The following is a 15,248-nucleotide window of genomic DNA, read 5'->3' on the forward strand; positions in this document are numbered from 1 at the left end:
CCTACCGTCCGGCTGAAACCTTCCCTCGCCCCCGAGGCGCGGGCGCTGAACCTGGCTGTCAGTGGTGGTGCGCCGGTGCGGCACACCACCCCATGACCCAGCGGCGTTCGACGACTGCGTGGAGGTTTAACCGGTCGGACGTCCTGTGGTGGACTCGGCCGAACCTACCGGCCGGTGGGCGCGTTCTGTCAATAGCCTCCTGACCTGCAATGTTTATGGAACTTGCCTGGTCAGTAGCGAAGATCCGCAGGTCGCGGCGGAACAGGGGCTTCTTCGATCGGCGGTACGAAATGTCCGGACGTCACTCGTTCGGCCGTACGAAGACCGTTTGTCCGAAGACCACGGTGCGAAGGCAGACCGGGAGCTCCGCGCCCGGGGTGAGATCCGGCAGTCCGGGCGTTCCCGACCTCGGGTCGGTCGACCAGCGGGCCACCCGGTCGTCCGGTGCCTGAACCACCAGGTCGGAGGTGCGCCAGATCGCGTAGTCGGCCGGGGCGCCGGGCACCAGGGTCCCCGCGTCGTCGCGGCCGACGGCCCGCCAACCGCCCCTGGTGTGGGCGGTGAAGCCGGCCCGCACGGAGATCCGGTGCTCGGGCGTGCGGTGGAAGGCGGCGGCCCGCACGGTCCCCCACGGGTCCAGCGGGGTCACCGGGCTGTCCGAGCCGAAGGCCAGCGGCACACCGGCCCGCAGGAGCGCCGCGTACGGGTTGAGGGTCCTGGCCCGTTCGGCCCCGAGCCGCTGGACGTACATGCCCTCCTCGCCGCCCCAGGCCGCGTCGAAGGCGGGCTGCACGGAGGCGGTCAGGCCCAGTTCCGCGAAGGCGGCCACGGTCTCGGGCGTGAGCATCTCGGCGTGCTCGACGCGGTGCCGGGCGGCCCGGATCCGGGCCAGGCCCAGCGTCTCGGAGGCGGCTCGGACGCCCTCCACCACGGCGGTGACCGCCGCGTCGCCGATGGCGTGGAAGCCGGCCTGCAGCCCGGCCTCGGTGCAGGCGGTGACGTGGGCGGCGATCCCTGCCGCGTCCAGGTGGGCGGTACCCGTATGTCCGGCCGGACCGTCGGCGTACGGCTCGTGCAGGCAGGCGGTGTGCGAGCCGAGGGAGCCGTCGACGAAGAGGTCCCCGGCCGCGCCGATCGCGCCGAGTTCCCGGATGCGACGCGCGTCCTTCTCGTCGGCGACCCGCTCGGCCCAGTAGCCGAAGACCCGCGGTCCGTTCTCCGCGGCGGCGAGCTTCAGCAGCGCGACGAAGTCCTCCTCGTCGGAGATGTCGGGGCCGCCGCACTCGTGGACGGTGCCGATGCCGAGCGACGCGGCGTGGCGCAGGGCGGCGCGCTGGGCGTCGGCGCGCTGCTGCGGCGAGACGGCGCCGTGGGCCGCGGAGCGCACCGCGTGGTGGGCGGCGCCGGTCAGCGGGGCGTCGGGGTGGTACCCGGTCAGTGCGGTGACCCCGGGGACCAGATCGAGCAGGGCGGTGGTGACCACCGCGGAGTGCACATCGACACGGGGCAGGTAGACCGGCCGTCCGCCGGCGGCGGCGTCGAGTTCGGCGCGCGACGGCGGGCGCTGCTCCGGCCATCGCGTGGCGTCCCAGCCATGGCCGAGGACGACCCGGTCCGCCGGGTGCGCCGCCACGTACGCGCGCAGCAGGCCGAGCGATTCGCCGAGGGTCCGGGCACCGGAGAGGTCGAGGCCGGTGAGGGCCAGTCCGGTCGATGTGGTGTGGACGTGGGCGTCGGTGAACGCGGGGGTGACCAGCGCGCCTTCGAGGTCGATCACCTCGTCGACGCCGCTCGCGAAGGCGTCGGCGGCTCCTTCCGAGCCCACCCAGGCGACATGGCCGCGTTCGACGACCATGGCGGTGGCGAACGGATCGGCGGGGCTGTGGACGTCTCCACCGCGCAGCAGCACGGTGCGGTGTTCGCTCTGGGGGGCGGTGCTCTCGGTCATGGGACCAGTCTCGCGCCTGCCCGGACCCGCCCGCTGCGCGGCCCCCTCAGATCTGCGGGGGCCGGGCCTCGTACGGCGTGGAGAGGACGACGGTGGTCCGGGTGGACACGCCGGCCAGCGAACGGATCCGGGTGAGCAGGTGCTCCAGCTCCAGCGGCGTCGCGACCCGCACCTTGAGGATGTAGTTCTCGTCACCCGCGACGCTGTGGCACGCCTCCAGCTCCGGTACGCCCGCGAGCCGGTCCGCGATGTCGTCCGGCGCGCTCGGGTCGAAGGGTTTCACCGAGATGAAGGCGGTGAGCGGCAGGCCGACGGCCTCGGGGTCGACGACCGCGGCATAGCCCCGGATCACCCCGCGCTGTTCCAGCCTGCGGACACGCTGATGAACGGCCGAGGTGGACAGGCCCGTGGCCTTGCCCAGGTCGGTGTAGCTCATCCGCCCGTCCTTGACGAGCAACTCCACGATCTGTCGGTCCAGCTCCTCCATGTGGATCAATCTATTGCCCCGGGCGCCTCCAGGCACAGCGGCGAGGGACCCGGAAGGGCACCCGAGGCGAGCGTGTGACGAATGCCACAGGTTTACGGGGCGGTAGCCACCCCACTGGCGGTTACGGCCGAGGCGCGACGGGAAGTGCTTGCTGTGGTCGAGGCCGTGGCGCCTTGTCGGCCCACCCGAGGGGGGAATTTCCCATGCAGAGCCTGAAGCTCACCCGCCGTACCGAGCCGGATCCCGCTGATCCGGTCGAGGACATCGCTCCCGACGCGTACGACACGCTCGAGATGTACCGAGTGATCTGCCCGGACTGCGCGCAGCCGATCGCGCTGCTGGCGGACGAGGACGTACTGCCGGAGCACGCGCTGTGCCCGACCCCGTGGAACCCGTTCGTCCTGACGGTCTGCGACGGTACGGGCCGCGCGGCGTCGCACGCCCGGCCCGCCGACGAGTCGCTCGACCTCCAGGAGCAGGAGACGGGGCTGCTGTTGACGCTTCCTCAGGGGTTCGACTGGCGGATGCAGCCGTTCTCGCACGCCGGCGGCCCCGGGTCGCGGCCGTTGCGGATACGGCGCGAAGCCGCCTGAGACCGCCCCCGCGTCCGCGCGGGACCGCCCGGATCCCTCCGGGCCCGCACGACACAGCTGTGCCGCACCACGACGGCCCGACCGGCGTGGTGCCCGCTGCCGAAGACTCCGCCGCCCGGGGACCCGGGCGAACGGGCTCGCGAATCGGCCGGGCAGTGACCAGGGCCCGCCCGGCGCCGTTGGCCAGGCATGACCCTGCTGCATTCAACGGCCGGTCCCGGTCGTCGCCGTCTCGCCGATCCCACCGCCGAAGAATCGGTTCCGCAGCCCGGTTCACAGCCGGTGCCGCAGCCCGCGCCTCCCCGGCCGACGCCGCGAACGGTGCCGCACTCCACCGATCCGCCCATCTACCGGGCCCTGCTCCGTCATTGGGAGGGCTCCGGCCGGACCCTGCCGGGCCGCCACGACCAGGAGTGGAACCGGATCATGACGACGCCCGTGTGGTCGGAGCGGCCGCTGCGGATCAGCGTGTCTCAGGACCCGCGAGGTGGCGCGCGATGACCATCCGCTGGATCTGATTGGTGCCCTCGACGATCTGCAGCACCTTGGCCTCGCGCATCAGCCGCTCGACGGGGAAGTCGAGGGTGTAGCCGTATCCGCCGAGCACCTGGACGGCATCGACGGTGACCCGCATGGCCGCGTCCGTGCAGAACAGCTTGGCCATGGCCGCCTGGCGCGAGAAGGGCTTTCCCCCGTCGCGCAGCCGGGCCGCCTCCAGATACAACGCACGGCCCGCCTCGATCTGCGTGGCCATGTCGGCGAGCATGAAGCGCAGGCCTTGGAAGTCCGCGATGGGACGGCCGAACTGCTGCCGTCCGGTGGCATAGGCGACGGCCTCGCCCAGGGCCGCCTGGGCGACTCCGATCGCGCAGGCGGCGATGCCCAGGCGGCCGGAGTCGAGCGCGGACAGGGCGATCGCGAAGCCCTGGCCCTCCTCGCCGATCCGGCGCGCGTCGGCGACCCGTACGCCGTCGAAGTTCAGCTGGGCGGTGGGCGAGCCCTTCATGCCCATCTTCTTCTCGGGAGCGGCCGCGTTCAGCCCCTCGGCGTCGCCCGGGACCAGGAAGGCGGTGATGCCCCGGGGGCCTTCGGCCCCGGTGCGGGCGAGCACCGTGTAGAAGTCGGCGATGCCGCCGTGGGTGATCCACGCCTTGGTGCCGGTGAGGACCCAGTCGTCGCCGTCCCGTACGGCCTTCGTGCGGAGCGAGGCGGCGTCGGAGCCGGAGGCGGGTTCGGAGAGGCAGTAGGCACCCAGTAGACCCCCTCCGAGCATCGCCGGGAGGTGTTCGGCCTGCTGCTCCTTGGTGCCGTATCCGGCGAGGGCGTGGCAGGCGAGGGAGTGGACGCTGACGCCGAGACCGACGGTGAGCCGGGCGGTCGCGAGCTCCTCCAGGACCTGGAGATAGACCTCGTACGGCTGGTCACCACCGCCGTGGGCCGAGTCGTAGGGCAGGCCGAGCAGTCCGGATTCGGAGAGGAGGGTGAAGACCTCGCGCGGGAACCGGCCCGCGTCCTCCTCCTCGGCCGCCCGTGGCGCGATCTCTCGCTGGGCTATGTCGCGCACGAGTGCGACGAGCTGCCGGGACTCCTCGGTGGGCAGACGGCGTTCCACCAATTGCGGGGCACGGTCGGACATGACGGCGCTCTCCTCCCTGTCGGGCGTTGCGACGGTCGCGCGCGCGGGGTGTGGGCGGCGCCGCCGGGGGGCTTCCGGGCGGGGCCCGGAAGAGCACTGCTGCTCAACCGATGCCCACCCCTCGGATTACGAGAGCTGCTGGCCAGCGGCTGTGGCGGCTTGAGTATGCCCGATCGGACGATATCCGTCACGGGGTGACGGAGCGACTCGGCGGCGGGCGGGACGATCACCGAGGTTGGTCCGAACCATTGACCCAACTGGTCTAGTCCATCTACGGTTCCACCCCAACCAGCCCTTCCGCGTTCATGCCAAATCGACCGGACGGCCGGAAGCACGCCCCCCACTCGCGAGTTCCCTCCCCCACGAGGAGACAAGATGTTTGGACCGCAGCGTCCCCGCGCCCGATTCCGGGCGCTCGCCGCAGCCACCTGTACCGCCGCCCTCGGCGCCGCCCTGCTGGGTGCCGCGGGCAGCGCACCGGCCGGCGCGGCCCCCACCACTCCGCGGGCCGCGGCCCCCGCGGCCGACCGGGCCGCCCCCACAGCGGCCGGCGACAAGGTGGTCGGTTACTTCACCAACTGGGGTGTCTACCAGCGCAATTACCACGTCCGGAACATCGAGACCTCGGGCTCGGCCGACAAGCTCACGCACATCAACTACGCCTTCGGCAACGTGACCGGCGGCAAGTGCGCGATCGGTGACTCCTACGCCGACTACGAGAAGGCCTACACGGCCGACCAGTCGGTCGACGGTGTGGCGGACACGTGGGACCAGGACCTGCGCGGCAACTTCAACCAGCTGCGCAAACTGAAGAAGCTTCATCCGAACCTCAAGGTCATCTGGTCGTTCGGCGGCTGGACCTGGTCCGGCGGCTTCGGCGAGGCCGCGAAGAACCCGGCCGCCTTCGCCGAGTCCTGCTACAACCTGGTGGAGGACCCCCGCTGGGCCGATGTCTTCGACGGCATCGACATCGACTGGGAGTACCCCAACGCCTGCGGTCCGACCTGCGACACCAGCGGACGTGACGCCTACGGCAACCTGCTCGCCGCGCTGCGCTCCGAGTTCGGTGCGGACCGTCTCGTCACCTCGGCGATCTCCGCCGACGGCTCCGACGGCGGAAAGCTCGACGCCGTCGACTACGGCGGCGCGGCGAAGTACGTCGACTGGTACAACCCGATGACGTACGACTTCTTCGGCGCCTGGGACGCCAAGGGGCCGACCGCCCCGCACTCCCCGCTGACCTCCTACAGCGGCATTCCGAAGGAGGGCTTCAACAGCGAGGCCGCCATCGACAAGCTGAAGTCCCAGGGCGTCCCCGCCTCGAAGCTGCTGCTCGGCATCGGCTTCTACGGCCGCGGCTGGACCGGGGTCACCCAGGACGCGCCCGGCGGCACCGCGACCGGCGCCGCACCCGGCACGTACGAGGCGGGCATCGAGGACTACAAGGTGCTCAAGAACAGCTGCCCCGCCACCGGCACGATCGCCGGTACGGCGTACGCGCACTGCGGCACCGACTGGTGGAGCTACGACACCCCGGCCACCATCGCCACCAAGATGGCCTACAAGAGCCGGCAGGGACTGGGCGGCACCTTCCTCTGGGAGCTCAGCGGCGACACCGCCGACGGCGAGCTCATCAAGGCCATCGACTAGGTTCTTTCGTTCGGATCAGGCCGGATCGGCGAGCGGGGCACGCGGGTCCGGCACGATCCGGACGAGAGGTCGCGGCAGAAGGAGCGGGGCGGCGGGCCGATCGGCCTTCCGCCCCGTTCCGTCCGCGTCGGGTCGGTCCCAGAAGGGTCCGACCGGCGGTGGTTCACGCGGCGTTCCCGCTCCGGACGAAGCTCCCGCGGCCCACTCCGGCATGATGGTGCCGCACCCGCTCCGACACTGTGTTCCCCGGACCGAGGTGTGGCCCCAAGGAGGAGGATTCCGCTTGTCACGCCAGGTTCTGACGGTCTGTCCAGAGCGGCCCGACGGCTTTCGAACGATCGGGGAGGCGCTGGCCAGGGCGCGCAACGGCGCGGTGATCAGCGTCCGTTCCGGCACCTATGCCGAGAGTCTGGTCATCACCGTCCCCGTCACCGTCGTCGCCGAGCAGTCCCGCGGCAGCGTCGAGATATGCCCGCCGCACGGCAGCGCCGTGGTGCTCCAGGCCGAAGCCGTGATGCTCACCGATCTGGTGCTGCGCGGCCGGGACGAGGAGCTGCCGGTCGTGGACGCCCCACGCGGCCAGATCGCGATGGACGGCTGCGACATCACCGGCGCCTCGTGGACCGCCCTGCTGGCCCGCGGTGCCGGCTCTTTGGCCCTGCGGGACTGCCGGGTGAGCAATCCGCGCGGCGCGGGGCTGGTGGTGACCTCGGCGGTGGAGAGTTCCGCCGAGTCCTGCACGGTGGAACACCTGGGCACCTCGGGTGTGGTGATCGGCGAACGCGGCCGGATCACGTTGCGGGGCTGCACCATCCGCGACGCCCGCGCCAACGGAGTTCTCGCCAACGGCGAGGGCCAGGGCTCGGTCGAGGAGTGCGACATCTCCTCCACCGACAAGCCGTCCATCGCGCTGGAGGAGCACAGCACCACCCAGGTGCTGCGGACCGTGGTCCACGACACCGGTGTCGGCCTCCATCTCTCCTCGTCGGCCCGGACGGTGCTGGAGGACATCCGGGTGACCGGCACGAGCGGGCCGGGCATCGTCCTGTCGGGCGGTACCGATCCGCTGCTGCGCCGGTGCCGCACCGCCCGTACGAAGGGCCCCGGTCTGCTCGTCTCGGACCGGGCCCGGGGCACCTTCGAGGACTGCTGGCTGGACTCGGCGCAGGACGCCGCGCTGCATGTGCGGGGCTCGGCGTCCCCGGTGCTCATCGGGTTGACCGTCCGGGACTGCGCGCAGACGGGCGTACTGCTGGAGGAGGAGTCGGTCGCCGAGCTGGACCGCCTCGAAGTGCTCGACGCCGGCGGCACGGGCGTCCGGATACGGTCCGGCGCCAACCCGCTGGTGCGCAGGGCCAGGATCGGCGCGCCGAAGGGGAACGGCGTGGAGGTCGTCAAGGACGGCCGCGGCCGTCTGGAGGACTGCGAGATCGACCGCCCCGGTGACGCCGGGATCCGGGTCGCCGACGACGGCAGCGTCTACGTCGGCGGGGGCGCCGTGCGCGGTGCCGCGCACGGCATGTCCGTGGCGGCGGGCGGCAGTGTCACCGTCCGGGACTGCGACGTCCAGGAGTCCACGGACACAGGTGTCCTGGTCGAGGACGGCGGCGAGCTGACCGCGACCCGGCTGCGGGTCACCGCAGCGGCGGGACACGGTGTGCTGCTGGCCCAGGGCGGCCGGGGCGCCTTCACCGCCTGCGAGGTAGGCGGCTCGGGCCGGGACGGCTTCCGGGTGGAGACCACGGCCGCGGTGTCGGTGGTCAACTGCACCGCCCGGGACAACGAGGGCGGCGGTCTGGTGCAGGCTCTGGCGGGCGACCGCCTGGCGGTCGAGCAGCTGACCAGTACGGGCAACGGCAAGCGGGACGCCTGGGGGCTCGGCGAGGCCGAGGGCACCGACCCGGCCGGGACGGGCGCCTCGGGGGGCGATGCCGGGACGGCCCGCGAGGACGGCCCGCTGGCCGAACTCGACGCGCTGATCGGCCTGGAGAACGTCAAGCACCAGGTGCGCACGCTGGTCAATCTGATCCAGCTCGCCCAGCGGCGTGCCCGCCTCGGCCTGCCGGCTCCGCCGATGAGCCGCCATCTCGTCTTCTCCGGGCCGCCCGGCACCGGCAAGACGACCGTGGCACGGCTGTACGGGGCGATCCTCGCCGAACTGGGTGCGCTGCCCTCCGGTCACTTGGTGGAGGTCTCGCGCGCGGACCTGGTGGCACAGATCGTCGGCGGGACCGCCATCAAGACCACCGAGACGTTCAAACGGGCCCTGGGCGGGGTGCTGTTCATCGACGAGGCGTACAGCCTGCTGTCGGACGGGCGTGGCTCGGGCGCCGACTTCGGCCGTGAGGCCGTCGACACCCTCCTGAAGCTGATGGAGGACCACCGCGACGACGTGGTCGTGGTGGCCGCCGGATACGCCGACGAGATGCGTGATTTCCTCGGTTCCAACCCGGGGCTCGCCTCGCGCTTCTCCCGTACGGTCGAGTTCGAGAACTACGCGGTCCCCGAACTGGTCGCGATCATCGAGAGCATGTGTGCCCATCACCGGTACGAGCTCGACGAGTCGACACTCACCGCGCTCGCCGTGCACTTCGAGCGGATGCCCAGGGACGCCGGCTTCGGCAACGGCCGGGCCGCCCGGCAGGTGTTCGAGGAGATGGTGGACCGTCAGGCGTACCGGCTGGCCGCGCTCCCCGACGCCGATGAACTGGACCTCACCCGGCTGCTGCCCGAGGACGTCGGCGAGGAGGCCGCCGCCGCGGTGTCCGGGCAGTCGGCCGACGGCGGGACGGAGAGCGATCCGCTCGCCCGGCTCGGGGGCATGGTGGGACTGGCCGCCGTCAAACGTGATGTCACCGATCTGGTCAATCTGCTGGCCACCGCGAAGAAGCGGGAGGCGGCCGGGCTGCCCGCGCCGCGGATCAGCCACCACCTGGTCTTCACCGGGCCGCCCGGCACCGGCAAGACCACGGTCGCCCGGCTCTACGGCGAGCTGCTGAAGTCGCTCGGTGTGCTGCCGCGCGGTCAGCTCGTCGAAGTGGCCAGGGCGGACCTGGTCGGCCGGTACGTGGGACACACCGCCCAGCTCACCCGGGAGGTGTTCGACCGGGCCAGGGGCGGGGTGCTGTTCGTCGACGAGGCGTACACGCTGACTCCGGAAGGCCCCTCGGGCGGCGGCGACTTCGGCCGTGAGGCGGTCGACACGCTGCTGAAGCTGATGGAGGACCACCGCGACGAGGTGGTGGTGATCGTCGCCGGCTACACCGGTGAGATGGAACGCTTCCTGGCGTCCAACCCCGGCCTCTCCTCGCGGTTCTCCCGGCGGGTGGAGTTCGCCGACTACTCCTCGGACGAACTGGTCACCATCGTCCGCCAGCACGCGACCGCGTCCGGATACGAGTGCGGTCCGGGGGCGGGTGCCGTCATGCGGAAGTACTTCGACGCGCTGCCCAGGGACCGTTCGTTCGGCAACGCGCGGCTTGCCCGGCAGGTTCTGGAAGGCATGATGACGCGCCAGGCGGGCCGGGTGAGCGCCATGGCGGCACCGGGTCTGGACGATCTGCGGCTGCTGCTCCCGGAGGATGTCGTGCGTCCGCAGGCGGTGCCCGAATGACGCCCGGCCCCCGTGGACGGCGCGGCCTGCGGCGCCGCACCGGTCGCCTTCCGGCCGCGGCGCTCCTCGCCGCGGCTCTGGTCCTGCCGGGAGCCGGTCCCGCGACCGCGGCCGACGGGCAGAAGGTCAGGCTGCCGGTGATGCCCGCACGGCTCGAGGACGGTGATCCGTGCACCGGTGGGTCGAAGGCGCGGGCCACGGCGGTGCCGTGGGAGCAGCAGAACCTCCAGCTCGCCCGTACCTGGGCGTTCGGCAAGGGGGCGGGGGTGAAGGTCGCGGTGGTGGACACCGGGGTCTCGGCCGACGCGCCCAGCCTCGCGGGCCGGGTCTCGGCGGTCGGTGGAGCCGGGACGGACTGTGTCGGCCACGGCACGTTCGTGGCCGGGCTGATCGCGGCGGCCCCCGCCGAGAACGTGCGCGTCGCGGGCGTCGCCCAGGAGTCCCGGATCATCGCGGTACGGGGCACGAACGAGCGCGGGACCGCGACCGCGGCGTCGGTCGCCGCCGGGATCCGGGCGGCGACCGACGTGGGGGCGAAGGTCGTCCAGGTCTCCCCCGCGCTGGCCTCCGGCTCGCCCGCGCTCACGTCGGCCGTGCGGTACGCGGCCGCCCACGACGCGCTGATCGTGGCCGCCGCGACCCCCGACCCGATGGGCTCGACGCCGGGCCGGGAGCCCGAGCCGCCGCGCGACTACTGGCCCGCGTCGGCGCCCGGGGTCCTCTCCGTCATCGACATGGACTCCCAGGGCGCCCGTCCGGACGACGCGCCGGCCACGCTCGGCGCGGATCTCGCCGCCCCCGGCGACGGGGTCGTGGGCGTCGGGCCGCGCGGAAGAGGGCACTTCATCGGTTCGGGCGCGTCGTTCGCCGCCGCCTACGCCGCGGGCACGGCCGCCCTCGTACGGTCGGCGCACCCGGAGCTATCGGCCGCGGCCACCGCACGACGGCTGACCCGCACCGCCTATCCGGCGGACGTGCCGCACCTGGACCCGTACGCCGCCGTCACCTCCGTACAGGATCCGGCCGAGCACACCCGGGCAGAGCGGGACGACTCCGTGGTGCTGCCGCCGGGGAACGGCAGTGAGGGCGCCACCCGCAGGGCGGTGTGGATCACGGTGGCCGGTGGCTCCCTCGCGCTGCTGGTCGCCTGGGCCGCGCTGATCGTGCCCCGCGGCCGTTCGCGCGGCTGGCGTCCCGCGGCCCGCCGTCGGGTGGCCGGGGCGGGGACCGGTACGCCGGGCGACTGACGGCCGTACGGAGGGCCGAGGGCCCCGGGGTGCGGCACCCCGGGGCCCTCGGGCCTCTCGTCCGGATCAGCCCGCGGGCGGCGCCCCGGGCTCGTCCGCCAGTGCGGTCTGCACGAGGGCGGCCTTGCGCCGGACGATGTACTGGGCCCGGCCCGGCGGCAGATTGCGCGGCTTCACGTTGCCGAACACATAGCCCTCCGACGGCGGGCAGGACAGCAGCATGCCGGGGGTGTTGACCTCGTCCAGGCGGCGCAGCAACTGGTCGTTGAGACCACGGCCCGCGCCGGTCGCCGAGCGCACGGCGACCACGTGCAGACCGACCTCGTAGCCGAGCGCGAGATGGTCCAGGAGCGGGGCGAACGGGTGGTCGTACGAGCCGGTGCCACCGACCATGTCGTAATCGTCGACCAGGACGAACAGCCGCGGGCCGGTCCACCAGTCGCACTGCCGCATCCGGGACGGGGCGATGTCCGGGCCGGGGAGCCTGGTCTTGATGGCGCGGGCCGCGCCGCCGACCAGTTCGCGCAGGGAGTCGACCGCGACGACGTGTCCGAGGCGGTACTCCTCGGGTACGGCGTCGACGAGTTCGCGTCGGTAGTCGACCACCAGGATGCGTGCCTCGGCCGCGGTGTACCGCGCGGTGACGGCACGGACCAGCAGGCGCAGCAGATTGGTCTTGCCGCTCTCGCTGTCGCCCACGCCGATCAGGTGCGGCGTGCGGCCGAAGTCGTGCCAGACGGGCGAGAGGGTCTCCTCGTCCAGGCCGAGCGGGACGCGCAGCCCCTCGGTGCGCTCCGGCTCAGGGAGCCCGGCGGCCGGGAGACGGTGCGGCAGCATCCGTACCGGTGGTGCCGGCGGCCCTTGCCAGTGTCCGGCGATCCGGTCGACCAGGTCGGCGACGCCCTCGGCGAGGTCGTCCGCGCTGTCGCTGCCGTCGATGCGGGGCAGGGCGGTCAGGAAGTGGAGCTTGCCGTCCGTGGTGAGGCCGCGCCCGGCGCCGCGGGGCACGGTGGCCGCCTTGCGGATGTCGATCACCGAGTCCATCGGGTCGCCGAGCTTGAGTTCGAGACGGGTCAGGGACTGGTCACGGACCTGGGCGGGCAGCTCGATCCAGCGGGCGGTGGTGACGACGAGGTGGACGCCGTAGTTGAGGCCGCGGGCGGCGATCTGATGGAAGGTGGGGATCAGCGAGTCGAAGTCCTGCTTGACCGTGGACCAGCCGTCGACGACCAGGAAGACATCGCCATGGGGCTCGTCGGGGAATTCCCCGGCGGCGCGGCGGCGCCGGTAGGAGGCCATCGAGTCGATGCCGCTGTCCTGGAAGAACTGCTCGCGCTCGTTGAGCACGCCGGTGACCTCGGCCACCGTACGGCTGATCCGTTCGGTGTCGAGCCTGCCCGCGACGCCGCCGACATGCGGGAGCCGGGACAGCGCGGACAGTGCGCCACCGCCGAAGTCCAAGCAGTAGAACTGCACTTCGCGCGGGGTGTGGGTGAGAGCGAGCGCGCTGATCAGGGTCCGTACGACGGTCGACTTGCCGCTCTGCGAGCCACCCGCGATCGCGACATGGCCGCCGGACGCGGAGAGATCCACCATCAGCGGATCGCGGCGCTGCTCGAACGGCATGTCCACCAGACCCAGCGGCACCTTGAGCGCGCCCGGTCCCCGTGTTCCCGCCGGAGTGAGGCCGCGCTCCGGGTCGGGCTCGGGGGACGGCAGCAGCAGGTCCAGGGCGGGCGGCAGGTCCAGCGGCGGCAGCCACACCTGGTGGGCGGGCGGTCCCGAGGCACGCAGCCGGTCCAGGGCGACGGAGAGCAGCGTGTCGCCGTTGCCGGACTCCTCGGCCGAGGCGGCGGGTTCGGGATCGGGCGTCCGCGCGGGGGCCCGGGGAACCACCCAGTCGGTGGTCCAGGGCATCACCTGACTGGCGACCCTGGCCTGGACGGCGGCGCCGCGCCGCTTGCGGTACGGACCGGAGACGTAGGCGGCCCGGAACCGGGTCAGCGCGTCGACACCGCTCTTGAGGAAGCCGCTGCCGGGCTGGGAGGGCAACTGGTAGGCGTCGGGGACACCGAGGACACCGCGTGACTCCATCGCGGAGAAGGTCCGCAGCCCCACCCGGTAGGAGAGGTGGCTCTCCAGCTGGTGCATGCGTCCTTCGTCCAGGCGCTGGGAGGCGAGCAGCAGATGGACGCCGAGTGACCGGCCGAGCCGGCCGATCATCACGAAGAGGTCCATGAACTCGCGGTGCGCGGAGAGCAGTTCGCTGAACTCGTCGACGACGACGAAGAGGCTGGGGAGCGGTGCGAGGTCGGCGCCGGCCGCTCGGGCCTTCTCGTACTCCAGCGCGGAGGTGTGATTGCCGGCGCTGCGCAAAAGCTCCTGGCGGCGGACGAGTTCACCGTGCAGGGCGTCCTGCATGCGCTCCACGAGCGCGACTTCGTCGGCCAGGTTGGTGATCACCGCTGAGGTGTGCGGGAGTTCGTCGAGGCCGAGGAAGGTGGCGCCGCCCTTGAAGTCCACCAGGATGAAGTTGAGTGTTTCGGAAGAGTTCGTGAGGGCGAGGCCGAGTACCAGGGTGCGCAGCAGCTCGCTCTTGCCGGATCCGGTGGCGCCGATCAGCATGCCGTGCGGGCCCATGCCGCCCTGCGCGGACTCCTTGATGTCCAGCTCCACCGGCACCCCGTCGGCGCCGACCGCGACCGGGACACGCAGCCGGGCGGCGCCGGTGGAGCGTTCCCAGAGGGTGGCCGGGTCGTGCCGGTACAGATCGGGGATGCCGAGCAGGGTGGTGAGTTCGACGTCGGTGTCCAGCGGCTGGGCGGCGTCCGAGGACAGACTCATCCGGTACGGGGCGAGCAGCCTGGCCAGCGCTTCGGCGGAGCCGGGGCCCATGGCGTCGGGACGGCCGAGGAGGGTGGTCTGCTCCTTGCGGCTGCGGTCGGTACGGACGAGGTGCAGGCTGTCGGGCTGGATGTCCAGACGCAGCGTGGTGCGCCCGGGACGCCAGCTGAGGGCGCCGGACAGGTCGAGAACGACGGCGTTGCGCAGGCCGGGGCCGTCCAGGCGGTGGCCCGCGGGCACGGTGGTGCCGTCGACGACGATCACGGTGAAGGGTTCGTCGCGGCCGGGTACGGCCTCGGGGTCGAAGGCGGGCCGCTCGGAGAACTCGGCGCCGAGCAGGTCCTCCAGATCGCGGAAGGTGGAGGCGACCATCCGGGAGGGTCCCGCGCCGTCCTGTTCCTGGGCGTGCTGGCTGTGCGGGAGCCATTTCACCCATTCCCATTCGGTGCGCCGCTCGTCGGCGACGCACAGGGCGATCCAGAGCTCCTCCGGCGGGTGGAAGAAGGCCAGTTGGGACAGGACCGCGCGAACGGTGTCGCGGACGGCCCTGTCGTCACCGCGGAACAGGATCCGGGTCCAGGAACGCAGATAGAGCCCCGTGGGCTGCTCGGGGACGATTCCGTACGCCTTGATGAACCGGCGCAGCGCATGGGCGCAGAGCGGTTCGAGGTCCTCGACCGGCTTGGTGGATGTCGGGGTGAGGCGCAACGCGAGCTGCTGGTCGCCGACGGCTATCCGTACCTCGGCGAAGTCGTCGTCGGCGGTGCGGCGTTCCCAGAGCCGGGTGGAGCGGACCATGGTGCGCAGCACCCTGGGCTCGGGGTGCCGCCAGGCGAGGGCCTGCTGCTGGTCGCCGACCGCCTCGTGGACCTGCCGCCGGATCTGCGAGAGATAGCGCAGGTAGTCGCGGCGTTCGCCGCGCAGCCGCTGCTTGCGCTCGCCGCCCTTGCGCATCACCTGGCCAATGAGCATGGCGGCCGACGCGGTGACCATCATGCCGAGCGCCAGGTACGTGAAGACGCTGCTGCCGCCGCCCGGACGCATGAACATCAGCATCATGGACACCGACATCATGGCCATCGGCAGATAGGTCCAGATCGCCGAGGAGTCGGGAACCGTCTCCGGCAGGGTCGGTGGCTCCTGGAGGTTCAGCTCTCCTTCGGGCATGTCCGGGCCGCGGCGGCGGGCTGGGCGGCGGAAGAGGACCACACTCAACGAACAGACTCCTTC

At 72.3% G+C, this 15,248-nt stretch carries 8 protein-coding genes; 4 read left to right on the plus strand and 4 right to left on the minus strand.

The window, feature by feature from the left end; genetic code table 11:
• Positions 1–301 precede the first annotated feature (301 nt).
• On the minus strand, positions 302–1,948 hold the full coding sequence (locus ACIQCZ_RS35275) for an amidohydrolase (RefSeq protein ID WP_402288851.1): 1,647 nt from the start codon (positions 1,946–1,948) through the stop codon (positions 302–304).
• A 46-nt stretch (positions 1,949–1,994) separates the two neighbouring features.
• Positions 1,995–2,435: an Lrp/AsnC family transcriptional regulator gene (locus tag ACIQCZ_RS35280; protein ID WP_328892807.1), complete on the minus strand. Its 441-nt coding sequence runs from the start codon at positions 2,433–2,435 to the stop codon at positions 1,995–1,997.
• A 203-nt stretch (positions 2,436–2,638) separates the two neighbouring features.
• Between ACIQCZ_RS35280 and ACIQCZ_RS35285 the strand changes: the two genes are divergently transcribed.
• A complete protein-coding gene (locus tag ACIQCZ_RS35285; protein WP_351084316.1) occupies positions 2,639–3,028 on the plus strand; it encodes a hypothetical protein in 390 nt (129 codons plus the stop codon).
• Between the two features lie 463 nt (positions 3,029–3,491).
• Here the strand turns inward: ACIQCZ_RS35285 and ACIQCZ_RS35290 are convergent, their stop codons facing one another.
• Positions 3,492–4,664 carry an acyl-CoA dehydrogenase family protein gene (locus ACIQCZ_RS35290; RefSeq protein WP_402288854.1) on the minus strand — a complete coding sequence of 391 codons (1,173 nt, stop codon included), beginning with the start codon at positions 4,662–4,664 and terminating at the stop codon, positions 3,492–3,494.
• 375 nt (positions 4,665–5,039) lie between these two features.
• Here ACIQCZ_RS35290 and ACIQCZ_RS35295 point away from each other — a divergent pair, with 375 nt between their 5' ends.
• The 3 genes from ACIQCZ_RS35295 (at position 5,040) to ACIQCZ_RS35305 (ending at position 11,174) form a co-directional block, all read left to right on the plus strand.
• Complete coding sequence (locus tag ACIQCZ_RS35295; protein WP_402288856.1) at positions 5,040–6,314, plus strand: glycoside hydrolase family 18 protein; 1,275 nt, start codon at positions 5,040–5,042, stop codon at positions 6,312–6,314.
• Positions 6,315–6,597: 283 nt separating this feature from the next.
• The gene (locus ACIQCZ_RS35300; RefSeq protein WP_402288858.1) at positions 6,598–9,927 is read left to right on the plus strand and encodes a right-handed parallel beta-helix repeat-containing protein; all 3,330 of its coding nucleotides are present in this window, start codon (positions 6,598–6,600) and stop codon (positions 9,925–9,927) included.
• Positions 9,924–11,174 carry a S8 family serine peptidase gene (locus tag ACIQCZ_RS35305; RefSeq protein ID WP_402288860.1) on the plus strand — a complete coding sequence of 417 codons (1,251 nt, stop codon included), beginning with the start codon at positions 9,924–9,926 and terminating at the stop codon, positions 11,172–11,174. The genes ACIQCZ_RS35300 and ACIQCZ_RS35305 overlap by 4 nt, the downstream gene beginning before the upstream one ends.
• 66 nt (positions 11,175–11,240) lie before the next feature.
• On the opposite strand, the gene eccCa is transcribed toward ACIQCZ_RS35305, so the two are convergent.
• On the minus strand, positions 11,241–15,185 hold the full coding sequence (eccCa, locus tag ACIQCZ_RS35310) for a type VII secretion protein EccCa (RefSeq protein ID WP_402288943.1): 3,945 nt from the start codon (positions 15,183–15,185) through the stop codon (positions 11,241–11,243).
• Between the last annotated feature and the right edge of the window lie 63 nt (positions 15,186–15,248).

Origin of the sequence: Streptomyces sp. NPDC093149 (assembly GCF_044754145.1) — a bacterium.
Lineage (GTDB): Bacteria > Actinomycetota > Actinomycetes > Streptomycetales > Streptomycetaceae > Streptomyces.